The 22826-nt window shown below is 59.3% G+C and carries 21 protein-coding genes and 2 tRNA genes; 9 read left to right on the forward strand and 14 right to left on the reverse strand.

Annotated features, from left to right (window positions below; genetic code table 11):
* Positions 1-33: 33 nt before the first annotated feature.
* Positions 34-2256: a fused MFS/spermidine synthase gene (locus GOW56_RS06790; RefSeq protein WP_371807881.1), complete on the reverse strand. Its 2223-nt coding sequence runs from the start codon at positions 2254-2256 to the stop codon at positions 34-36.
* A 279-nt stretch (positions 2257-2535) separates the two neighbouring features.
* Between GOW56_RS06790 and GOW56_RS06795 the strand changes: the two genes are divergently transcribed.
* Positions 2536-2928, forward strand: a complete 393-nt coding sequence (locus tag GOW56_RS06795; RefSeq protein WP_171116471.1) for a DUF302 domain-containing protein — start codon at positions 2536-2538, stop codon at positions 2926-2928.
* Positions 2929-2939: 11 nt separating this feature from the next.
* Here the strand turns inward: GOW56_RS06795 and GOW56_RS06800 are convergent, their stop codons facing one another.
* Both GOW56_RS06800 and hisA read right to left on the reverse strand, forming a co-directional pair.
* The gene (locus GOW56_RS06800) at positions 2940-3404 is read right to left on the reverse strand and encodes a DUF2867 domain-containing protein (protein ID WP_171205405.1); all 465 of its coding nucleotides are present in this window, start codon (positions 3402-3404) and stop codon (positions 2940-2942) included.
* A gap of 4 nt (positions 3405-3408) precedes the next feature.
* Positions 3409-4131 carry a 1-(5-phosphoribosyl)-5-[(5-phosphoribosylamino)methylideneamino]imidazole-4-carboxamide isomerase gene (gene hisA, locus GOW56_RS06805; RefSeq protein WP_152458684.1) on the reverse strand — a complete coding sequence of 241 codons (723 nt, stop codon included), beginning with the start codon at positions 4129-4131 and terminating at the stop codon, positions 3409-3411.
* Positions 4132-4265: 134 nt separating this feature from the next.
* On the opposite strand from hisA, the gene GOW56_RS06810 reads away from it, so the two are divergent.
* Positions 4266-4667: a DUF2147 domain-containing protein gene (locus GOW56_RS06810; protein ID WP_152458683.1), complete on the forward strand. Its 402-nt coding sequence runs from the start codon at positions 4266-4268 to the stop codon at positions 4665-4667.
* Between the two features lie 3 nt (positions 4668-4670).
* Here the strand turns inward: GOW56_RS06810 and hisH are convergent, their stop codons facing one another.
* Both hisH and hisB read right to left on the reverse strand, forming a co-directional pair.
* Entirely contained in the window at positions 4671-5309 is a 639-nt protein-coding gene (gene hisH / locus GOW56_RS06815; protein ID WP_152458682.1) for an imidazole glycerol phosphate synthase subunit HisH, read from the reverse strand.
* Positions 5310-5897: an imidazoleglycerol-phosphate dehydratase HisB gene (gene hisB / locus GOW56_RS06820; protein ID WP_171205406.1), complete on the reverse strand. Its 588-nt coding sequence runs from the start codon at positions 5895-5897 to the stop codon at positions 5310-5312. It abuts the gene before it with no gap.
* 154 nt (positions 5898-6051) lie between these two features.
* Here hisB and GOW56_RS06825 point away from each other — a divergent pair, with 154 nt between their 5' ends.
* Positions 6052-6291 (forward strand): Lrp/AsnC family transcriptional regulator, encoded by a 240-nt coding sequence (locus tag GOW56_RS06825; RefSeq protein WP_050602861.1) that lies wholly within the window; start codon positions 6052-6054, stop codon positions 6289-6291.
* Here the strand turns inward: GOW56_RS06825 and GOW56_RS06830 are convergent.
* From GOW56_RS06830 to GOW56_RS06840, 3 genes are all read right to left on the reverse strand, one after another.
* Complete coding sequence (locus tag GOW56_RS06830; protein WP_171205407.1) at positions 6288-7148, reverse strand: GNAT family N-acetyltransferase; 861 nt, start codon at positions 7146-7148, stop codon at positions 6288-6290. The genes GOW56_RS06825 and GOW56_RS06830 overlap by 4 nt on opposite strands.
* Positions 7149-7229: 81 nt before the next feature.
* Positions 7230-7304, reverse strand: a tRNA-Gly gene (locus GOW56_RS06835).
* A gap of 33 nt (positions 7305-7337) precedes the next feature.
* Positions 7338-7412 (reverse strand) — tRNA-Gly (locus GOW56_RS06840).
* Between the two features lie 150 nt (positions 7413-7562).
* Between GOW56_RS06840 and GOW56_RS06845 the strand changes: the two genes are divergently transcribed.
* Positions 7563-7715, forward strand: coding sequence for a hypothetical protein (locus GOW56_RS06845; RefSeq protein ID WP_171114892.1), 153 nt, complete (start codon positions 7563-7565; stop codon positions 7713-7715).
* Positions 7716-7730: 15 nt separating this feature from the next.
* Here the strand turns inward: GOW56_RS06845 and GOW56_RS06850 are convergent, their stop codons facing one another.
* From GOW56_RS06850 to GOW56_RS06865, 4 genes are all read right to left on the reverse strand, one after another.
* Positions 7731-8114, reverse strand: a complete 384-nt coding sequence (locus GOW56_RS06850) for an MAPEG family protein (protein WP_152458679.1) — start codon at positions 8112-8114, stop codon at positions 7731-7733.
* Between the two features lie 79 nt (positions 8115-8193).
* Positions 8194-11631 (reverse strand): pyruvate carboxylase, encoded by a 3438-nt coding sequence (locus GOW56_RS06855; RefSeq protein ID WP_171205408.1) that lies wholly within the window; start codon positions 11629-11631, stop codon positions 8194-8196.
* A 160-nt stretch (positions 11632-11791) separates the two neighbouring features.
* Positions 11792-12913, reverse strand: coding sequence for an alpha-hydroxy acid oxidase (locus GOW56_RS06860; RefSeq protein ID WP_171205409.1), 1122 nt, complete (start codon positions 12911-12913; stop codon positions 11792-11794).
* A gap of 39 nt (positions 12914-12952) precedes the next feature.
* Positions 12953-14728 carry a diguanylate cyclase gene (locus GOW56_RS06865; protein WP_171205410.1) on the reverse strand — a complete coding sequence of 592 codons (1776 nt, stop codon included), beginning with the start codon at positions 14726-14728 and terminating at the stop codon, positions 12953-12955.
* 179 nt (positions 14729-14907) lie between these two features.
* On the opposite strand from GOW56_RS06865, the gene GOW56_RS06870 reads away from it, so the two are divergent.
* Positions 14908-17301 carry an ATP-dependent helicase gene (locus GOW56_RS06870; RefSeq protein ID WP_171205411.1) on the forward strand — a complete coding sequence of 798 codons (2394 nt, stop codon included), beginning with the start codon at positions 14908-14910 and terminating at the stop codon, positions 17299-17301.
* Positions 17302-17305: 4 nt separating this feature from the next.
* On the opposite strand, the gene GOW56_RS06875 is transcribed toward GOW56_RS06870, so the two are convergent.
* Both GOW56_RS06875 and GOW56_RS06880 read right to left on the reverse strand, forming a co-directional pair.
* Entirely contained in the window at positions 17306-17596 is a 291-nt protein-coding gene (locus GOW56_RS06875; RefSeq protein WP_171205412.1) for a DUF1330 domain-containing protein, read from the reverse strand.
* Positions 17597-17970: 374 nt separating this feature from the next.
* A complete protein-coding gene (locus tag GOW56_RS06880; RefSeq protein ID WP_152458673.1) occupies positions 17971-18195 on the reverse strand; it encodes a DUF1127 domain-containing protein in 225 nt (74 codons plus the stop codon).
* 967 nt (positions 18196-19162) lie between these two features.
* Between GOW56_RS06880 and mraZ the strand changes: the two genes are divergently transcribed.
* The 4 genes from mraZ to GOW56_RS06900 are packed head-to-tail and all read left to right on the forward strand — an operon-like array spanning position 19163 to position 22815.
* Positions 19163-19666, forward strand: a complete 504-nt coding sequence (gene mraZ, locus GOW56_RS06885; protein ID WP_152458672.1) for a division/cell wall cluster transcriptional repressor MraZ — start codon at positions 19163-19165, stop codon at positions 19664-19666.
* A gap of 4 nt (positions 19667-19670) precedes the next feature.
* On the forward strand, positions 19671-20666 hold the full coding sequence (rsmH, locus tag GOW56_RS06890) for a 16S rRNA (cytosine(1402)-N(4))-methyltransferase RsmH (RefSeq protein WP_171205547.1): 996 nt from the start codon (positions 19671-19673) through the stop codon (positions 20664-20666).
* Positions 20663-21031, forward strand: coding sequence for a cell division protein FtsL (locus GOW56_RS06895; protein WP_152458671.1), 369 nt, complete (start codon positions 20663-20665; stop codon positions 21029-21031). The genes rsmH and GOW56_RS06895 overlap by 4 nt, the downstream gene beginning before the upstream one ends.
* Positions 21028-22815: a penicillin-binding protein 2 gene (locus GOW56_RS06900; RefSeq protein ID WP_171167208.1), complete on the forward strand. Its 1788-nt coding sequence runs from the start codon at positions 21028-21030 to the stop codon at positions 22813-22815. Before GOW56_RS06895 ends, GOW56_RS06900 begins: the two co-directional genes overlap by 4 nt.
* Positions 22816-22826 lie beyond the last annotated feature (11 nt).

Raw genomic sequence — 22826 nt, forward strand, 5'->3', positions numbered from 1 at the left:
CTGGTAGCACGGGCCATGGGCGGAGCGGGGGGCTTAGTGATCCCGGTTCTTCAGCAGTTTCAGTGCCGAAAGCAGGTTTGCCTTGTCATCGGTCCATGGCAGCGCTCCGTCGGTTTCGACGGTTTGCCAGTTTCCATCCTGCGCAAAACTCTCAATTCGGGATTTGTCCGGGCTCAGGATCACAACGCTGCTGGTGGCGGCTCCGGTTTCAACCTGCTCTTCACCCACGGCCAGCCGCTGATGCGCAGCGGTCAGGTTCAGGCTGTCGGCAATTCGGGCCAAAGGCTGGACCAAATCGTAGAACCGGTTTGTGATGTGGAACACCAAAACCCCATCATCGGCCAGGCGGCTGGTATACATCTCTACCGCCTCGCGTGTGATCAAGTGAAGCGGAATCGCGTCCGAGCTGTACGCATCCAAAACCAGGATATCGAAGGCAAAAGGCTTTTGCTTCAGAACGATTCGGGCGTCACCCAGATGGGTCTCGGAATCGGGCGTGCATTCCGACAAATAGGTGAACAGCGAAGGGTCGCGTGCGATCTGGTCAACGGTCGCGTCGATCTCGAAGAAGTCCCAGTTTTGCGCAGGCTGCCGATAGCAGGCCAGTGCACCTGTTCCAAGACCGACAATTCCGATGCTGTTGGATTGCTTGCCGAAGTCCGACGTGATGACCTGCGCCATCGGTCCTTCTGGGTGATAATAGGACAGCGGTGTGGGTCGAGTGCCATATTCGGATTCGCGTTGCCAGCCATGCACCGTGGTGCCGTTCTTGTAGACACGGTAGCCCTCGCTTGAATACACCGAATGCACGCCGAAAAAGCTGCGATCTTCGAACACCGGATTGTTCTTTACCGCAAATGCGGGCAGCAGAACGACGGTTAGAACCACAGGGATGCGCATGGCCTGTGCCCGGAACAGGTACAGCACCGCGAATATCAGCGCGAACAGGGCACCTGCACGCGGGATGTCCGCGCTCAGCGCCGCGACGCCGCGTGTCGCACCTGCGATGACGAGGATGAAAACACTTGCCGCGATGCCCATGATGACATGGCGAAGGGCAAATCCTGGCGCGCGGACAAGAAACAATCCTCCGGCCAGGATCATGGTGATTGGCGCCTCCAACTCACGTGTGAAGGCAATCGGCGCAACGATCGAGTTGAACAGCCCGCCAATCGCTCCGCCCACGGAAAGGGCGATGTAGAACACGGTCAATTGCTCGGCGGATGGGCGCATGTCGTACAGCAGGCGGTGCGCAAAAAGGGCGATGATGAACAGCACCGGGACATAGAGCAGAATAACCACCGGCGCGTCATGCTCGCTGACCACCTTGGACACCAGTACGACACCCGCCGCCAGCGCCGCCAGCATGGGCAGGTTCAAGGCGTCAAGCGTCAGGTGTTTCCATTTGGCAAACGCGATGATGAAGGACAGGATATAGACCGCCAGCGGAACAACCCAGATCAACGGGAGAGCACCCAGATCCGTGCTGACCCGCGTTGTGAAGGACAGCATCAAGGAAGAGGGGATGAAGGCGACGAACACCCAGACAGCGATCTGCCGCAGGGTCGGGAAACTGGCCTTGAGCGCCGTTTGGGCCGACGGCTTCGTGTGCCGTGATCCCCGCAAGGCGATCATGCCACTGCCAAGCAAAAGCGCGCCGAACAGCACGAAGCCGACCAGCCAGGCACGGCTGATCTCAGCCGCGCCAAAAAATGGATCCGCAACCAGGGGGAAGGCCAACAACGCCAGCAAGGATCCGACATTGCTGGCACTGTAAAGGAAATACGGATCATCCGCCGAAGGCCCGCCCGACCTGGCGTACCAGGCCTGCAACAGGGGCGCATTTGCCGACAATACCGCAAAAGGTACACCCACACCCACGGCGAACAGGCCAAGCGTTTGCAGCGCGGTCGAGGTCGAGGCGTCATAGCTCCAGCTTTCGCTGGTGGACAGCGGCAGGAAAGTCAGCGCCGCCACCCAAAAGGCGAAATGGGTGATGATCTGCCAGCGCAAGGGCAGAAACTTGGTCAACAGGTGCGCGTACACATACCCGAGTATCAGCACCACTTGAAAAAACAGCATTGCGGTCGTCCAGACCGCCGGGGCGCCGCCGATTTTTGGAAGAACCAGTTTGGCAAAAAGCGGCTGGACAAAGAACAGCAGACTGGCGCTTGTGAAAATCGCCGCGCAGAAGATCGCAATGGTTGCTGATCCGAATCTGGACGTCTTGGGAACGTCTAGGTTGGAAATACTCACGTTTGCCACCCGGGTTGTTGTGTTTGACGAAGGGGTAAGCGGGGATTCCGCCCGAATTATGGCTCAACACAGTAAAATGTTTGGCTTCTGGTCGGATTGTTCTCGAAAGCAAGGGTAAAATGGGCGCCTTCAATTCTGGCAAAGCTTTGCTGATGCCAGACTTGTGATTGTCAGATTTCCAAAACCTGTGAGAATTGGAGTGAATATTACAGAAGGAATACCGACATGCGTAGCTTGATACTTGCTTCAATTTTTTCGCTCGGAGGGGCTTTGGCCGCCATGGCTGACGACATCATCAAAGTTCAAACGAACAAATCCGTAGCCGAAGCGCTGGATGCGCTGGAAGCGGCGGTTGGCAACGCAGGGGCCACTGTCTTCGCCCGCATTGACCACGCGGCCGGGGCGGAAAAGGTCGGTACGCCCATCCCGGCCAATCAAGTGCTGATTTTCGGCAATCCTGCGCTGGGCACGCCGGCCATGCAGATCGATCCGCGTGCAGGGTTGTTCCTGCCGCTCAAGGTGCAGGCGTATGAGGATGGGAACGGTCAGGTCTGGTTGGCCTATGAAGACCCCAAGGAAACGATGGACGAGCTGGATGACGTCGAAAAGTCACCAGTCATCGAGAAGATGCGCGGTGCGCTCGCCAAGTTGACCGCTGCGGCCGCGGGTTAAGACCTTTTGGGTCATGTGCTTGCGCTTTTCACACGCGCAAGCGCGTTTCGCGCGATCAGGATGTGAAATGGCAGGATCGCAGCCAGGTACAGGCGCCCGCCAAGGTTATGGCGTCGGACCCACGTGGCCAGCGAGATGCGGCCGTTTTCCGACAGGACGGAAACCCGGAAATCCAGGTGGCGATCGTTGAATCCTGCGATCACCTCGGTCCTGCCATCATGTTCGACCGGGAAGATCCCCAGCTTGTCGCCGGCATCCGGGCCTGTCGTGCTGAGGCCAAAGAGTGTCACCAGCAGGCCGCGCAGCCGAACCAGTGCCATCGCCCATCCGGGGAACGCGGTGATGATTTCCGCGGCCCGGCGCGGCGGAAGATTGGATTCAACACTGAAGCAGTCCAGAAAGTCGCCGGTTTTGAACCGTTCGTTCAGCAGGCTGTGCGCGGACAGTTCGGAACGCTTTACCGGCGAATGAAACATAAAGCTATCCTCTGAGCGTGGTCAGAGCCTCTTTCAGATCAATCGCTCCATCATAAAGCGCGCGGCCGGAAATGGCACCGTTCAAAGCTGCGCCACAATCGCGCAGGGCGATCAGATCGGCGATCGAGGACACGCCGCCAGATGCGATGACCGGAATATCGACCGATTTGGCAAGCTCTGCGGTGGCCTCGACATTGGGGCCCTGCATCGCGCCGTCCCGGTTGATGTCGGTGTATATGATCGCGGCTACGCCCGCGTCTTCGAAGCTGCGGGCCAGATCCGTTACCTGAACGTCGGTTTCTTCGGCCCAACCCTTGGTGGCAACCAGACCGTTGCGCGCGTCGATGCCCACGGCGACCTTGCCAGGAAAGGCTTTGGCCGCTTCGCGCACCAGATCGGGGTTCTCGACTGCGACCGTGCCCAGAATCACGCGGGCCAGACCTTTGTCGATCCAGGTCTCGATGGTGGCCATGTCGCGGATGCCGCCACCCAATTGCGCGGGCACGTCGCAGGCTTTCAGAATCGCCTCGACCGGGGCGGCGTTGACCGGCTCACCTGCAAAAGCGCCGTTCAGATCGACCAGATGCAGCCACTCGCACCCGGCCTCGACAAAGGCGCGGGCCTGCGCGGCGGGGTCTTCGTTGAACACGGTGGCCTTGTCCATTTCACCACGCAGCAGGCGCACGGCATTGCCGTCTTTGAGGTCGATGGCGGGGTAGAGGATCATGTCGGGCGGCCCTATATCTGTGTTGCACGCGCGGGATATCGCACAGGCGGGGCAGGGGATGCAACGCGACGCTGGGTCATTCTTGCCCGCAGCTGGCTGCCGGGTCAGACTGCCATCAAAACAGGGAGACAATCATGAAGAAATTTACGTTTGCAGCGGGTTTGATGTTTCTTGCGACCAGCGCGATGGCTGCGGATCCCGTCGACGGTCTGTGGAAGACTGCACCCGGTGATACCGGCGGCTATCTGCACGTGACGATTTCCGGATGCGGCAGTGCGATCTGCGGAACCATCGACAGCGCCTTTGATGCGGATGGCAACGAGCAGCTGGAATATGAAAACCTGGGCAAACAGATCATTTGGGACATGGTGCCCGATGGCGGCGGAAGCTATGACAGCGGCAAGATCTGGGCACCGGACCGGGACAAAACCTACAATTCGAAAATGTCACTGGACGGCCAGAACAAACTGACCGTCAAGGGATGCGTGGCGGGCGGTCTTATCTGTCGCGGTCAAACCTGGACGCGTGTTCAGTAAGCCTCAGGGTTTCCAGGTTAGGAAGTTTCCCAGCATGCGCAGGCCGACGTCCTGGCTTTTCTCGGGGTGAAACTGCATTCCAACCATCGTGTCACGGCCAATGACGGCCGTGACCTCCTGCCCGTAGTCCACATAAGCCAATCGCTGTGCCGGGTCGGACACCCGGAAGTGGTACGAGTGGACGAAATAGGTGTGATCGCCGGATTTCACCCCGTTGAACACCGGGTGATCGCTGTCCAGAACAAGATCGTTCCAGCCCATGTGCGGCACTTTCAGCGATGTGTCTGACGGCTCGATCCTGACGACATCGCCGGCAATCCAGCCCAGACCATCCGTTTCGCTGTATTCATGGCCTTTGGTTGCCATCAACTGCATGCCCACACAAATGCCCAGAAACGGGCGGCCTTTCTGCTCGACCGCCTCGACCATCGCGTCATAGATGCCCTTGTGCCCACGCAATTCGGCAGCGCATGCCGGAAACGCACCGTCGCCGGGCAGAACCAAGCGATCCGCGCGTGCCACAACATCCGCGTCCGAGGTGACGACAACCTCACCGGCGCCGACCTCTTGCGCCATGCGCTGAAACGCTTTTTCCGCCGAGTGCAGGTTGCCGCTTTCGTAGTCGATAATGGCGGTCAGCATTTACAACGCGCCTTTGGTCGACGGAATCGCGTCCGCCTTGCGCGGATCGGTTTCGACGGCGTCACGCAGCGCGCGCGCGACGGCCTTGAATGCGGCCTCGGCGATGTGGTGGCTGTTGAAACCGTGCAACTGGTCGATATGCAGCGTGATGCCGCCATGGGTGCTGAGCGCCTGAAAGAACTCGCGCACAAGTTCTGTGTCGAATGCGCCGATTTTCTGCGTCGGCAGGTCCACATTCCAGATCAGATAGGGGCGGCCCGACAGGTCCAGCGCACAGCGTACCTGAGCATCGTCCATCGGCAGGTGGCATTCTCCGTACCGCCGGATACCTTTCTTGTCGCCCAGGGCCTGCGTCAAAGCCTGCCCCAGCGCGATGCCGGTATCTTCGACCGTGTGGTGATCATCAATGTGATAATCGCCCTTGGCGCTGATCGTCATGTCGATCAGCGAATGGCGCGCCAGCTGATCCAGCATATGGTCAAAGAAGCCAACACCGGTCTGGTTGTCATAGGTGCCGGTGCCATCCAGATTGACCTGAACCGTGATCTCGGTCTCGGTGGTCTTTCGGCTGATCGAAGCGCTGCGCATGGGCGAATTCCTTTTGCTACAGGCGCGCTTATAGACGGGGAAGGTCGGGGTTTTCCAGACCGCGCGTTGCGATCGCTGCAAACTGTTGCAGGGGATTGCACCCGGCTTGGCCCCGTGTCAGCTTGCCAACAACACGAACCGATAGGGTCAAACCATGTCCACCTGCGTTTTCATCCAGATCCGTTGCAAGCCCGGAACCACCTACAAGGTCGCCGAGGAAATCGCCCTGCGCGAAATCCATTCTGAACTGTATTCCACCAGCGGTGAATATGATCTGCTGCTCAAGCTCTATATCCCCGAGACCGAGGATGTGGGCCATTTCATCAACGAACACCTGCTGGTGATTCCCAATATCGAACGCTCGCTGACCACAATGACGTTCAAGGCGTTTTAACCCAGTTCGAATGAGGTGACGCCAAAAACACGGCTCAGATCGATATCCGGCGCGCGGCCGGAATACATCCGGGCCGTTTCAAACACCTTTTCCAACCCCAGCTTTTCGGCCAGCGCAAACGCGGCCGTATTGGGCAGAGGCATGTCAATGAAAACGGCATCCTGTGAATGTTGGGGTGGCACGGTTTCCAGCAAACCGGCCAGCAGGGCTTCGGCGATGATCTCGCGATCTGCAAAAAGCGGCCCGATCTTGTACCCTGTCCGGCAGGGGCGCAACGTTGCGTACCCCTTGATCTGACCATCCTCGGAATACACGCGGGACATATGGCCCGGCGCGCTGATCCAGCCCTGCAAGAACGCGTCGCGGCGGGCCGGAAAAAGGTGCCGGTCGTAGGCGAACAAAACCTCGGACGCCGCCGTCAGGGGCTCAACGCCGGTTGATGGGGTCAGAGCCTGCTTCAACGTCTCCACGGTCGCCGTGAAACGATAGTTGTTATAGGCGAAAGAAAACCCCGAGCTGCGGTAGTTGTGTTGCTGGTCGACGACCCCATCCAGACCGATGTTGTCCGTATTGCAGTTTTCCAAGGCGTGCTGCCAGATTTTCAGCCCGTGGCCCGATCCGCGAAACTCGGGCCGGACGATGTAGAAGCCAAGGAACGCAAACGCGTCATCATACTGAACGACCGAGATGGAAGCGATCATTTCGCCATCCAAGAATCCCCCGAGAAACCCGCGAGTATCCGTGCCGTGGAAGCAACGAGCATCGTGATGCCCCGGGTTCCACCCTTCGCGCCCGGCCCAATCAACGGCCTTTTGGACCTCGTCAACGGTAAGAGGGCGGATGACGTAATCAGACATGGGTGAATCCTGCGTTGGGCAATGCAACCAGAATGACGCAATGTCTTGTGAAGAGCCAGCATGTATGGAGAGTTTGGTATCTGGAGCGGGCGAGGCGATTCGAACGCCCGACCCTAACCTTGGCAAGGTTATGCTCTACCCCTGAGCTACGCCCGCATCAGATACAAATTTGGTCCGAAGACCTCTCAATGGAGCGGGCGAGGCGATTCGAACGCCCGACCCTAACCTTGGCAAGGTTATGCTCTACCCCTGAGCTACGCCCGCGCCGTTGAGTGAGGAGGGATTTATAAATTCCCACGCGGGGCTGCAAGCGGAAAAACACAAAAAAGAGGAAAAATATTTCGACGGAACTGGGCATCCGGCCCGTTCAATCTCAAACACGGATCAAAAAAGGACACAGGCAGAGGGGCTTTCATGATTTCTGTTGCAGACATGAAGATAATGGCGCTGGCCGCAATGATCTTGCTGGTCACCGCGATGCCGAAATCGGACGATCACGAACACGGTCAGATCACGCCCGTTTTGTCGAAAGCGCCCCATGTGATGATTACGGATCTGACGGGATAACACCCGCCAACCGAGCTACAGCGCCAGAATCAGGTTGGCGATGGCCGCAACCAGAATGGCCAGGAACGTCAGGCTCATGCCAGCCTGCCGCAGGATGACGATCTGGGGCGTGCGCCCGAATCCGTAAGCGTGCAGCAGACGCCCGGCCAGCAACATCAAACCCAGTATATGCACAAGCAACCCTCCGGCGCCCTGTAATTCCACCATGGCGATCAGCAAAAGGGCGATAGGGGCGTATTCGGCGCAATTGGAATGTGTCCGTATCGCCTTGATCATCAATTTGCTGCCCCCATCCCCGACCGAGATTTTGTCGCTGCGGCGCTGAAGGATCACTTTGACGCTGAGTGCCACGTAAAGAATAGCGATCAGGGCCGCATAGATCGGGGTGATAGCAAGCATGGTGGGTCTCCGTTCCAGCATAGAAAAAGGGCCGCGCGGTTTCCCGCGCGGCCCTTTGAACTGTAACCGGTTCGGCAGGTTATTCCAGCTCGACCAGAAGGTCCTTTGCGTCAATCTGGCCGCCGGGCTGCACATGAACGGCCTTGACGGTCGCATCGCGCTCGGCGTGGATGCCGGTTTCCATCTTCATCGCCTCGATGGTCAGCAACATGTCGCCTTCCTTGACCTGCTGGCCCGCTGTTACGGCGACGGTGGCAACAACACCGGGCATCGGCGCACCGACATGATCCGGGTTGCCGACCTCGGCCTTGGGCCGCGCCTGCGTGGTCGAGGTGACCAGCCGGTTCGGAACCCGGATCACGCGCGGTTGGCCGTTGAGTTCAAAGAACACTTTGACCTCGCCCTTTTCATCCGTTTCGCCGATGGCCTGACACCGGATTTCCAGCGTCTTGCCGGGGTCGATTTCCGCGGTGATCTCTTCGCCCGGCTCCATGCCGTAGAAGAAGGTGCGCGTTGGCAGGGTACGAACCGGGCCGTAGATCCGGTGGCGACCCATGTAGTCCAGGAACACCTTGGGATACATCAGGTATCCGTTCAGATCCTCGTCATCGACCTCTTTGCCTTCCAGCTGCTTGGACAGCTCGGCGCGGGTGGCTTCAAGATCGACCGGGGGCACGTCCTTGCCGGGTCGCTGCGTGTTGGGAACCTCGTCTTTCAGCACCTTCTTGATGATGGTCTCGGGGAAACCGCCCGGAGGCTGACCCAGATTGCCGCGCATCATGTCCACGACCGAATCGGGGAAGGCCACGTCGGTATTCGGGTCCTCGACCTGTTCACGTGTCATGTTCTGGCTGACCATCATCAGCGCCATGTCTCCAACGACCTTGGAAGACGGCGTGACCTTCACGATGTCACCGAACATCTGGTTCACGTCAGCATACATCTGGGCCACTTCGTGCCAGCGTTCTTCCAGACCCAGGCTGCGTGCCTGCGCCTTGAGGTTGGTGAACTGACCGCCCGGCATCTCGTGCAGATAGACCTCGGACGCAGGGGCCTGAAGACTGGATTCGAAGGCCGCATACTGGCCACGCACAGCCTCGAAGTAATCGCTGATTTCACGAATGGCCTTGATGTCCAGCCCGGTGTCGCGGTCGGTATGGCGCAGCGCCTCGACCACGGTGCCCAGCGTCGCCTGGCTGGTATTGCCCGAGAAGCTGTCCATCGCGCAGTCAACTGCGTCCACGCCCGCCTCGGACGCGGCCAGAATGGTGGCGCTGGCAATACCGGCGGTGTCATGGGTGTGGAAGTGTATCGGCAGCCCGACCTCTTCTTTCAGCGCGCGGATCAGGATCTTGGCCGCAGCCGGCTTCAGCAGGCCCGCCATGTCCTTCAGGCCCAGAATATGCGCGCCGGCGTCGCGCAGCTCTTTCGCCATGCCGACATAATATTTCAGGTCGTACTTGGCACGATCCGGGTCAAGAATATCGCCGGTGTAGCAGACGGTACCTTCACAAATCTTGCCGCTTTCGACGACCGCATCCATCGCCACGCGCATGTTCTCGACCCAGTTCAGCGAGTCGAAAACGCGGAACACGTCAATTCCTGTCGCCGCCTGACGCACGAATTCCTGCACCACGTTGTCAGGGTAGTTCGTATAGCCCACGCCGTTTGCGCCGCGCAGCAGCATCTGGGTCATCAGGTTCGGCATCGCCTCGCGCAGGTCCCGCAGGCGCTGCCACGGGCATTCCTGCAAGAACCGATACGCCACGTCGAATGTCGCGCCGCCCCAGCATTCGACCGAGAACAACTGCGGCAGGTTCGCCGCATAGGTCGGCGCCACCTTGATCATGTCGATCGAGCGCATCCGCGTCGCCAGCAGAGACTGGTGCCCGTCGCGCATGGTGGTGTCGGTGATCAGCAGTTGGCGCTGCGCCTTCATCCAGTCGGCCACCGCCTGTGGGCCCTTCTGCTCCAGCAGGTTGCGGGTACCCATCTGCGGTTCGGCCTTCAGCGCCGGAGGCCTGGCCTCCTTCAGGTCGGCGCGCGGGCGCGGGCGGTCCTTGGTTTCGGGATGCCCGTTCACGGTGATGTCCGCGATATAGGTCAAAACCTTGGTGCCCCGGTCGCGCCGCTTCTTGAAGGTGAACAGCTCGGGCGTGGTGTCGATGAACTTGGTGGTGTATTCGTTCGACAAAAAGGTCGGATGCTTGAGCAGGTTGATGACGAAATCGATATTGGTGCTGACACCACGAATTCGGAATTCTCGCAAGGCACGGTCCATCCGGCTGATCGCTTTTTCGGGCGTCGGGGCCCAGGCGGTAACCTTGGTCAGCAGCGAGTCATAATACCGTGTGATCACACCACCCGCATAGGCCGTGCCGCCATCCAGACGAATGCCCATACCGGTGGCCGAGCGATAGGCGGTGATGCGGCCATAGTCGGGGATGAAGTTGTTCTGCGGGTCTTCCGTCGTGATCCGGGTCTGCAACGCGTGGCCGTTCAGTTGTACGTCTGCCTGGCTTGCAGCGCCGGTCGCCTCTGCCAGAGGTTTGCCCTCGGCGATCAGGATCTGCGCCTGCACGATGTCGATGCCGGTGACTTCTTCGGTGACGGTGTGTTCCACCTGTACACGAGGGTTCACCTCGATGAAATAGAACTTGCCGGTGTCCATATCCATCAGGAACTCGACCGTGCCGGCGCATTCATAGTTCACATGAGCGCAGATACGGCGGCCCAGTTCACAGATCTCGGCGCGCTGTTCGTCGCTCAGATACGGGGCAGGGGCGCGTTCCACGACCTTCTGGTTCCGGCGCTGGACCGAGCAGTCGCGTTCATAGAGGTGATAGATCTCACCGTGTTTGTCGCCCAGGATCTGCACCTCGACGTGGCGCGCACGTATGATCATCTTTTCCAGATAACCCTCGCCATTGCCAAAGGCGGCTTCGGCCTCGCGACGGCCTTCCAGCACTTTCTCTTCCAGCTCGTCTTCCGACTGGATCGGGCGCATCCCGCGCCCGCCGCCGCCCCAGGACGCCTTGAGCATCAGCGGATAGCCGATTTCGGCGGCCTCCTTGCGGATCGCGTCCATGTCATCGCCCAGAACTTCGGTGGCAGGAATGACCGGAACACCTGCTTCGATGGCTACGCGCCGCGCGCTGGCCTTGTCGCCAAGCGCGCGCATGGTTTCCGCCTTGGGGCCGATGAAGGTGATGCCGTTCTTGACGCAGGCATCGACGAAATCCGGGTTCTCGGACAGCAGGCCATAGCCCGGATGAATCGCGTCGGCGCCACATTGCTTGGCAACACGGATGATCTCGTCGATCGAAAGATACGCGGCAACAGGCCCCATGCCTTCACCGATCTGATACGCCTCGTCCGCCTTGAACCGGTGTAGGCCCAGTTTGTCTTCTTCAGCGTAGACGGCGACGGTTCGTTTTCCCATCTCGTTTGCTGCGCGCATGACGCGGATGGCAATCTCGCCGCGGTTGGCGATCAGGATCTTGTTGAAGTCTGTCATGATAGGTCCCGGTCTTTTGTGTATGGGCGTCTTATTGGGCGGAGAATACGCGCAGGTATATCCGTTCTTCTGGGTAGAACCGGCATGTTATCGCTCGCAAACGCCCTATGATCGCAGCGCCCTTATACTTTTGCTGCGCCGCAGCATCAAATGTTTAACGTTAACTCTCAATCTGACACAGGCTTGCCAGGCCCATCTGGCCCATATTTGCATGCAGGTCCTGCCTGAGAATCTCGATGACATGTGCAGGCCCCCGCGCGCCAAGTGCCGCAAGACCATACAAAAAAGCCCGCCCGAGCATGACGAAGTCTGCGCCCAGCGACATGGCCCGCAAAATATCCAGACCGCCTTCGACACCACTGTCGAAGATCAGGGGCAGGCGGGTTGCATCCCGGACAGAGGGCAGAACCTCGATGCTGGCCGGGGCCGCATCAAATTGACGGCCGCCATGATTCGACACCCACAAGGCATCGACACCGACCTGTTCCAGCCTGCTCGTATCCTCAGGTCGCAGGACACCCTTCAGGACAAGCGGACCGTCCCAATGGTCGCGCAGCCATTTGACATAGTCCAGATCCGGCGAGGTTCGAAGCAGGTAACCGATATGAGCCGTGGGCGGCAGATTTCCGGGGTTTTCGATATATTTGTCCAGCGTTCGCATGTGCGGCACACCGTTGCGCAGCATGCCAATCGCCCACGCGGGTCTTTGGGCGATCTGCGCCAGAATGCGCGGGGTCAGCTTTGGCGGTTGCCGCAGGCCCGATCGTATCTGCCTTTCCCTGCGCGATGCGACGGGAACATCCGCGGTGAGGACCAGGGTTTTGAACCCGGCTTTGCGGACCCGGTTCAGCAGGTCTTTTCGAATATCCGGATCCCGGGGCGGGTAAAGCTGGAACCAGGCATTGTCCCCAAGATGCGGTGCCATGTCTTCGGGGCTTTGGCTGGCTACGGTCGACAGGGTATAGGGAATACCCGCCTCTGCGGCCGCGCTGGCAAGCAGTTGCTCGGCGCGGGGCCAGACCAGCCCGGACATTCCGATCGGCGCGATTCCGAACGGCAGCGGATACGAAGCGTCGAGAAACGACTTTGACGTATCAAAGTCCAGCTCGCCATGCAGGATCGAGGGGCAGAGGCGCACCTCATCCAGCGCCTGACGGTTCCGGCGCAGTGTCGTTTCAATCCCGGTTCCACTGTCGATATACTCCCACACGAAATGCGGCAGACGACGGCGCGCACGGTGTTTCAGATCCGGTATGCCGGGATAGGTGCTGTGCAAGTCCATGCAGATTGATCCGACCTGCCATGCGATTCGGCAAGTTTTTTAAGCTGCATCCTTAGGTGGTTGCCGGTTTTCAGGCGGCGCATTTTTGGTCTGGTTCCTGGTGCCGCTTGCAACATGCACCTGGTTGCGCCCCTTGTCCTTGGCGACATAAAGCGCATCGTCTGCCGCGCGCATCAGGTCCTGCGGCATGGTGCCGTGGGCCGGGTAATGTGCGACCCCGACCGATATCGTAATGCGAGGCAATGCCTTCTCGCCATATCGTACGGTTACGGCTTCAACCGCCTGGCGCAGTTGTTCGGCGCGGGTCACGGCATCTTCGGGGCTGTTGTCAGGCAGGATCAGCATGAACTCTTCACCACCGATGCGGCAGGCGACTTCGTCCCGGTCGCACCCTTGTTCCAGGGCGGCGCCGACTGCGCGCAATACCATGTCGCCCGCATCATGCCCATGAGTATCGTTGAACTTCTTGAAGTGATCCACGTCCACGGCGATCAGGCTTAGCGCGGCGCCCGTCTGATGACTGCGGCTGATGGACTTGCGCAGCGTCTCGGTCATATGGCGGCGATTGAACAGCCCGGTCAGCGGGTCTCGTACCGATTGGTCGTGCAGCTGATCCCGCATGCGGACATTGGCGATCGCCATACTGATCTGTTCGGCGCATAATTGGGCCAGCTTGCGGCTCTTGTTGAAACAGTCTTCGCGCCCCTCAAGTGCCCGCAGATGCAAAAGACCAACGGTTTCGCCATGGGCCAGAATGGGAAAGCAGAAATAAGGTCGCCCGTCATGCGGTTCGGCGTGTTCGCATACAAAATCAATCTCGGATGCGCCGAACTCGTAGGTCCGGCCGCGCCGCAATCCCCAGCATCCTTCGGGATGAATGTGGGATTTATGAGTTCCACCGTTCCAGCTGGCGCAGCCATCCAGCACGTCGCGTGAGTTTGAGTAGACATACACGCTGCCTTCGGCCTCTGGCAGGATATGGGTCATGAAGCGGGACACCATGTCGAACAGTTCATCCAGTGACCGGCTTGATTGCAGCCATTCGTTCAATTCACCCAGCAGGCGGACCTCGCGGGCCAGGCGCAGCTGTTCGTCCATCAGCTCCCTCTCTTTCTGGGCCCGTTTGCGAAGGTCGCGAACCTGACGACGGTTGGTGCGATGGACAATCAGGATGACAGTCGTCAGCGCCAGCAGGGCGACCCCGCTCAGCAGCGCCAGAGACAGGCGAACGCGCGTGATGAACAGGTTCCGCAGGTCGGTTATGTCGGAATAGAACTCGATCGCGCCCATGAACGTCGCATCCTTGATGATCGGCGTATAAACCTCGGCCACATGGCGGCTGCTCAGTTCCGTATCCCGGGAATTGTCGACAACAAAGGACTCAACTTCGGTAACCGGCTTCTCTTCGTGTTTGTAAAAAAGCCCTCCGGCGGCGACGATCGACTGGAAATAGGGTTTCGTATTCACGAACCCGACGTCGCTGGCTCGGGTCGACCAGAACACCTGCCCCGAAGCATCAAACAGCTTGAAGCGGTAAATGTCTGTGGTTTCGGGCAGTAGCTCCAGAAACTCCCGGTCATGATCGGTCAATGCGTGAAAACGGAATGCCTGTTCAAGATCGTTCAGATGGCTTTCGACCTGGCGGCTCATCCGCATCGCGTTCTTTCGCAGGTCTGCTTCCAGCATGCGATCAACCACTGGCGCCGGGGCGGCGTAGATTCCCCAGCCCGCTGCTGCCGTCAGCGCGAGCAGCATCAGGGCCACGCCCATCATCTTAAGCCTCGAGGACTGACCCGTCAGTTCCGCCTGTTTCATTTGTCCGCTCCCACTACACTGTGCCAAACATCCCAGTCAGGATTTGACAGAGAGTTAACGGGGGTGCGGGGCGGTGGCGTGTTTGTTGAGAATTGAATGTAAAAAGAAGTGCGAAAAGTCTGTGAACAAGCCGTGAACAAACCCTTTCCCTTCGCGCTTATCCGGCGTAGTTTGGGGCCATGAGCAGTTTTGACGAAATGGACGCCTTCGAGGGCGCATCGCTGTCGGCGCGGGCCATGGCCGTGCGCCCTTCGCCCTATCTGGATGAGCTGAACCCGGCGCAACGGGACGCGGTCGAGCGTCTGGACGGACCGGTTCTGATGCTGGCAGGTGCCGGGACGGGCAAGACCAAGGCTCTGACCGCCCGGATCGCGCATCTTCTCAACACCGCGCGCGCACGTCCGAATGAGATTCTGTCGGTAACCTTCACCAACAAGGCCGCGCGCGAGATGAAGGAACGGGTTGGTCGCCTGCTGGGACAGCCTGCTGAGGGGATGCCGTGGCTGGGCACCTTTCATTCGATCTGCGTCAAACTGCTGCGCCGCCATGCGGAACTGGTCGATTTGAAATCGAACTTCACCATACTGGATACCGACGACCAGCTGCGCCTGCTCAAGCAGTTGGTGCAGGCCGCAAATATCGACGACAAACGCTGGCCTGCGCGGATGTTGCTGGGGATCATCGACGATTGGAAGAACCGTGCGCTGACACCCGACAAGGTGCCAGCCGCCGATGCCGGCGCCTATGACAACAAGGGCATTGAGCTCTATGCCCAATATCAGACCCGCCTGCGCGAACTGAATGCGGTGGATTTCGGCGATCTGCTTCTGCACATGGTTACGATCTTCCAGACCCATCAGGATGTTCTGGAGCAATACCAGCGCTGGTTCCGCTATATCCTGGTGGACGAGTATCAGGACACCAACATCGCCCAATATCTGTGGCTGCGGCTGCTGGCGGGCGGGCACAAGAACATCTGCTGCGTCGGCGATGACGATCAGTCGATCTATGGCTGGCGCGGGGCCGAGGTGGGCAACATCCTGCGGTTCGAAAAGGACTTTCCCGGCGCGTATGTGGTGCGGCTGGAACAGAACTACCGCTCGACCCCGCATATTCTGGCGGCTGCGTCGAACGTCATTCGCGGCAATGAAAACCGCCTGGGCAAAGAGCTGTGGACCGAAGCCGAGGAAGGCCACAAGATCAATCTGATCGGCCATTGGGATGGCGAGGAAGAGGCCCGCTGGATCGGCGAGGAGATCGACGCGATGCAGGGCGGTACGCGGGGTATTCGCCCGATGAACCTTGATGAGATCGCGATCCTCGTGCGCGCCAGCCACCAGATGCGCGCCTTCGAAGACAGGTTTCTGACCATCGGTCTACCCTACAAGGTGATCGGCGGCCCGCGCTTTTATGAGCGGATGGAGATTCGCGATGCCATGGCCTATTTCCGGCTGGTGGTCAGCCCCGAGGATGATCTTGCGTTTGAGAGAATCGTAAACACGCCGAAACGCGGCCTGGGTGACAAGGCGCAGCAAACCATCCAGATGACCGCGCGCGAAAATGGGGTGTCACTGGTCGAAGGGGCTCGGATTGCGGTCGACAACGGGCTGATCAAGGGCAAGGGAGGCAAGGCGCTGCGCGAACTGATCGACGGTCTGGCGCGTTGGAATGCGATGACGCGTGGGCCACGGATCGAGGTGGACGACGATTCGGTGATCGATGACGGTTCGCCCATGCGGTTCGGCGCACCCGAGCATACGCATATCGAACTTGCGCAGATCATTCTCGACGAATCCGGCTATACCGCCCACTGGCAGAACGACAAGACACCCGAAGCGCCGGGGCGCCTTGAAAACCTCAAGGAACTGGTGAACCAGCTGGACAATTTCGAGAACCTGCAAGGGTTTCTGGAACATGTCAGTCTGGTCATGGACAACGAACAGGACAGCGACGGCGCCAAGGTTTCGATCATGACCCTGCACGCGGCCAAGGGGCTGGAGTTTCCCGCCGTCTTCCTGCCGGGCTGGGAAGACGGGCTGTTCCCCTCGCAGCGGTCAATGGACGAATCCGGGCTCAAGGGGCTCGAGGAAGAACGGCGCCTGGCCTATGTCGGCATCACCCGTGCCGAAGAAGTGTGTACCATTTCTTTTGCCGCCAACCGGCGGGTGTTCGGGCAGTGGCAGAACTCCATGCCGTCCCGGTTCATCGACGAATTGCCGGAAGATCACGTTGAGGTCCTTACGCCTCCGGGTCTCTATGGTGGCGGCCAGCCCGCTGCGGGCATTGAAACCCGTGCGGCCGAAGCGAATGTCTACAACTCGCCGGGCTGGAGGCGGATGCAGGCGCGGCAGGGGCAATACGGCATGTCGCAGCCGCGCGAATCCCGCAACACGGTGATCGACGCGACCGCAGTGGCCAGTTTCACGCTGGGGGAACGGGTGTTCCACCAGAAATTCGGCTATGGCGCGGTTGTCGGGATCGAGGGCGACAAGGTCGAAGTCGAGTTCGACAAGGCAGGCACAAAGAAAGTGGTCTCACGTTTTCTGACCAACAAGGATGACGTCCCGTTCTGAGGCGTCATATCCCTTCGACCAGAACCAGATTGGTCGAGGCGGTGGCTTGCCGGATCTTCGCCAGCTCGATGTAATCAGGGTCATCCTTCCAGGCTTTCGCCGCGGCAAGGTCCGGAAACTCCATCAGCACAATGCCACCTTCGGGCCAATCGCCTTCGATCCGTTCGACCGGTTTCGATGAAACCGTGAGCAGACGGCCTTTGTGGCGGTCGAAGATCGGCATGAAACCCGCCAGATAATCCTGATACCCATCCGGGTCGTGGATGTCGATTTGCGCGATGAAATAGGCGGCCATTGTTTCCTCCGGATCAGAAATCAGAGGGCCATCTTACACCTATGTCAGAAAAACAAAAAAAACGGCGGTTCCCAGGGAGGAGGAAGGGGAACCGCCGTCTTGTCAACATCAGAGCAGGGAGGAGGAGAGCCCCGATGTATTCGAACCCGGGTTTGAACCCGGTATGGAGAAGACGCGGCGACGTCAGGGAGGAGGAAGGCGTCGCCGCGCGCTTTCAACATCAAGGCAGGGAGGAGGAGAGCCTCGATGTATCAGGATCCGGCGGGTTGAGGCCGGTATTTGGTGCGGCAACGTCAGGGAGGAGGAGAGACGTTGCCGCTGATAACAGACCCTAAGGGAGGAGGAAGGGCCTGATCTCGGTATTCGTGGCGCGCTTATTGCGCAATGTGATCATTGGCGGCCTGCATGGCCACCCGACGGATCATGGACCGATGCAGGCCCAGATCGGCCAGTTCACGGTCCGACAGTCCTGCCAGCTCATTGACGGTCTGGCGATACATACGATAGCGGGCAAAACGCGCCTTTGCGTTTTCGATCAAAGTTGCGATTCCGAACGCCGGTGCGCTCTTCGAGGCTGTATGTGTGCTTGCGACTGCCATGCTCATCATCCGTATTTATCTGCTTTGCCGATTACGCTCGGCCCTTGCTTGAGGTTGAAAATAGGCAAATGCTGCGATTGCACAATAGGTCGCGTCGTCAATGCTGCTATGCAGCAAGCGCATAGATTGGTTCAGTTTTTTCCTTCAACTCTAAATGCGCCTTGAAACATTGGGCCTTCCCTTGGGTCACGGGTAACAGCGGAAACATGGCCTTCCCACGGCTTGCCCTCTAATTGAGCGGTGTTGGCTGGAATTTGTGCGCAATAAAACGATTTTAGACGTGCGTGTGACCGAAGCGCCAGGCAAAGCGCGGCGGTTCAACTATTCCCTGTTGCCCAGTTTACCGGTTTCGCAGGTCGTAGGGCGTACTGCCTGAACGCCACGGGATTTCATGGGCCGATGTGGTTGTCGGGGGCGAAGTCCCGTCGGAATTGCGCGCGAAAAGCGAATGATTCTGCGAGATCGCTGCCCAAGGATGCTGGGTTTTTCCAATCAAAACGGCAATTCTTTAGATTTTTTGGGAAATCGTGGGAAAAAAATTTCAGCCTCAAATCATCTACATCTAGGGGGTGTTGTGTTGCTCTGGCCTATAGTTGGTGTAATTACGTTCAAGTTTCATGGTAGTATTGTTCCTGAAGCGTGATTCATGGAACACGATTCGCAAAATTCCTGTTGATTTCCATGAATTCCCATGGCATCCCTAATACATCCGATGAGGACGAGGCAGCAGGGGCACCAAACGACCCCGACCAAAAATAATCAGGTTTCATACAGGCATCTCGCTTTCATCAATCAAGAGATCCGGCGCGCGGGCGAGCAGACATCCCCCCAGGTGGCGCGTGCAGCTGGACATCCCGCAAAGCGGGTCAATGCGGCGGGTTGATCAGTGGCAGCAGATCAACCCGCCGTTTTTCATCCGGGGGGAACGCGAATTTCAAGTGGGGCGCAAGCGAAAGGGACAGTCGTCTTGGCGCGCAGGTTTAGAGGTGAAAGCCACCATAAGGTGGATGCGAAAGGCAGGGTGTCGATCCCGGCCTCGTTTCGCCGCGTGCTTGAGTCCTCCGATCCCAACTGGCAACCCGGCGACAATCCAGAGCTTGTGATCGTCTACGGGGATCATCGCCGCAAATACCTGGAATGCTATACCATGCAGGCCATCGACGAGGTCGATGCCAAGATCGACGCGCTGCCTCGCGGTTCGATGAAGCGCAAGATGTTGCAGCGCCTGTTCCACGGGCAGTCCTTCCCGACCAATGTCGATGAAACCGGGAGGCTGGTGCTGCCGGCAAAGCTGCGCAAGAAGATTGGCCTTGAGGGCGAGGCGTTTTTTATCGCCGCCGGGGATACTTTTCAGATCTGGAAGCCCGAGACCTACGAATCCGAAGAATTGGCGGCGACCGAGGAATGGCTGGACGGCCTTGGCGACGATGTTGATCCTTTGCAATTCCTCGATGAAGTCGAGGGCGGGTGACGGCATGGCGGCCGCGGATCACCCAAAACCGGACGCTCCTCACATCCCTGTCTTGCTGCGCCCGCTCCTGGCGGCGGTGGCGCCGGTCACGGGCGTCTGGCTGGACGGAACCTTCGGCGCAGGCGGGTACACCCGCGGATTGCTGGAGGCCGGGGCCGACAAGGTGATTGGCGTGGATCGCGACCCGCTGGCTTTTGAGATGGCGTCAGACTGGGCGGGCGCCTATGGTGATCGGCTGGTGATGCAGCCCGGCGTGTTCTCTCGTATGGATGAATATGCGCAGAACCTGGACGGCGTTGTTCTAGACCTTGGCGTTTCCTCGATGCAACTGGACCAGGCCGACCGTGGATTTTCGTTCATGAAGGATGGCCCTTTGGACATGCGCATGAGCCAGGATGGCGAAAGCGCCGCCGATCTGGTCAATACCGCGACCGAGGCGCAACTGGCCGACATCCTGTTCCACTATGGTGAAGAGCGCGCCAGCCGCCGGATTGCCAGGGCGATCGTCAAAGCGCGCGCGGAAGAGCCGATCACCACGACTCTGCGTCTGGCCGAGATCGTCGAATCCTGCCTGCCGCGTCCTAAACCGGGTCAATCCCACCCGGCCACGCGCAGCTTTCAGGGGCTGCGGATCGCCGTGAATGCAGAATATGAAGAACTGTTTCAGGGGCTGATGGCCGCTGAACGTGCTTTGAAGCCCGGCGGGCAACTGGCCGTTGTCACTTTCCACTCCATTGAAGACCGAATGGTGAAACGGTTTTTCCAGTCCCGCGCGGGCAAGACGGGGCGCGCGAACCGCTATGCGCCCGAGATCGAACAGGAACAGCCGCAATTCACACTGAAGACCCGTAAGGCGGTGGGGCCTGATGAACAGGAATTGCAGGAAAACCCGCGCGCGCGCTCGGCCAAACTGCGCGTGGCGATCCGAACCGATGCTCCGGCGGGGGAAATTGAAGCGCGGGCCATCGGGATGCCGCAACTGGGGGGAAGGGCAAGATGAAGAGTGTTTTGTATGTGTTGACTGCTCTGTCCGTGTTCGGGTTGGCGTTGTGGGCCTATCAGGAAAACTATCGGACCCAGCAAGTGGTAAAAGAAACCCAGTCTTTGCAGCGCGAGATCGGAATGGCACAGGTGCGCTTGGCCGTTCTGAACGCGGAATGGGCCTATCTGAACCGCCCGGACAGGCTGCGCGAACTGGCCGACCTGAACTTTGAACGCCTTGGTCTGCTGCCGTTGCGGGCCGAGCAGTTCGGACGCGCGGATCAGATCGCCTATGCCGAAGACCCGGACCTGCCCGTCGTTGATCCGATTGAATTGCAGGCCATCACTGACATTCAGGCTTTGGGCGAGGTGCAAATTCCATGACCCGCACCCCTCTGCGCCCTCTGGCCCGAATCCTTGATGCCCGCGCCAGGGGCGAAAACCCCAAGGCAATCGAGCGCGAGAACATCCGCAAGCGTCACGAGGATATGAAAGATCGCGCCCGCGCCCGCGCCGAAGGGCGTCTGCTGGTACTGGGCCTGTTCTTCTTCTGCGCTTTTTCCATTGTCGGCTTCCGCATGGGCATGTTGGCGACCTCGGAAGCACAAGAGCCTCTGGCCAGCGCGCCGGGAGCAGCGATTGCCATGCAGCGCGCCAACATCGTCGATCGCGAAGGGCGCATACTGGCCACCAATCTGGACACCTATTCCGTTTACGCGCAGCCCCCTTTGATGATCGATCCCGTTGCCGCTGCAGAGCAGTTGGTTGCGATTTTTCCTGATCTGGAAAAAGAGCGGCTGATCAAGGACTTCACCGGCAACCGCAAATTTTTGTGGATCAAGAAACGCATTTCGCCCGAGCAGAAGCAGGCCGTGCACGACATCGGTGATCCCGGCATCCTGTTCGGTCCGCGTGAAATGCGGCTTTACCCCAACGGGCGGCTGGCCGCTCATATCCTGGGCGGGTCCGGTTTTGGTCGTGAAGGCGTCAGCGCCGCCGAAGTGATCGGCGTGGCTGGTGTGGAAAAGCAGTTCGACGATTATCTGCGCGATCCGGCCAACGGTAACAAGCCGCTGCAACTGTCGCTGGACCTGACGATTCAAGCCGCAGTTGAACAGGTTCTTTACGGCGGTATGAAGATCATGAACGCCAAGGGGGCTTCGGCCGTTCTGATGAACGCGCATACGGGCGAGGTTATTTCCGCTGCTTCGCTGCCTTCTTTTGATCCGAATGACCGTCCGCGCCCGCCGACCTCGGGCTTTGACCCCTCGGACAGCCCGCTGTTCAACCGTTATGTGCAAGGCGTGTATGAACTGGGATCTGTTTTCAAGATTTTCACCGCGGCCCAGGCCGTTGAACTTGGGTTGGTGAATTCGAACACCATCATCGATACGTCCGGGCCGATGAAGATCGGCCGCTTTCCCATCGGCGAATTCAACGGCAAAAATTACGGCAAGATCAGCGTGGCGGATGTGATCGTCCACAGCTCGAACCGAGGCACGGGGCGTCTGGCCTTGCAAATCGGGGCCAAACGGCAGCAGGAGTTTCTGGACGCACTTGGCATGTTCGATCCGACCCCATTCGAGATTGTCGAGGCCAAGGGCGGTGTGCCGCTGAAGCCGAAGAAATGGGGCGAGCTCAGTACCGTGACAATTTCTTATGGCCATGGCCTGTCGACCAGCCCGATGCATCTGGCCGCGGGATACGCGGCGATTGCCAATGGCGGGCATTACGTCAGCCCGACCATTCTGCGCCAGAACGGCCCGCAATACGGGCCTCGTGTCATGTCGCAGAACACTGCACGGCAGGCGCAAAAGATGCTGCGCAAAGTGGTAACGGACGGCACCGCCAGTTTCGCCGAGGTCAAGGGCTATGACGTGGCGGGCAAGACCGGTACGGCCGACAAGCCCAAACCGCGCGGCGGGTACTATGATGACAAGGTCATTGCCACCTTTGCGACGATCTTCCCGGCCTACGATCCGCAATACGTTCTGATCGTGACGTTGGACGAGCCTTCGATTGTGGCCTACGGTGAAAAACGCCGCACGGCCGGTTGGACCGCCGTGCCTGTTGCCGCCGAACTCATCGGCCGCGTCGCACCGTTGTTGGGGTTGCGTCCCCGGCTTGAGCCTGAGGCGGGCGCTGCTATAACGCTGACCTCAAACTAGGCTGTCCGGCA

It is taken from the genome of Ruegeria sp. HKCCA0235A (genome assembly GCF_013033235.1).
In the GTDB taxonomy this organism is placed as follows: domain Bacteria; phylum Pseudomonadota; class Alphaproteobacteria; order Rhodobacterales; family Rhodobacteraceae; genus Ruegeria.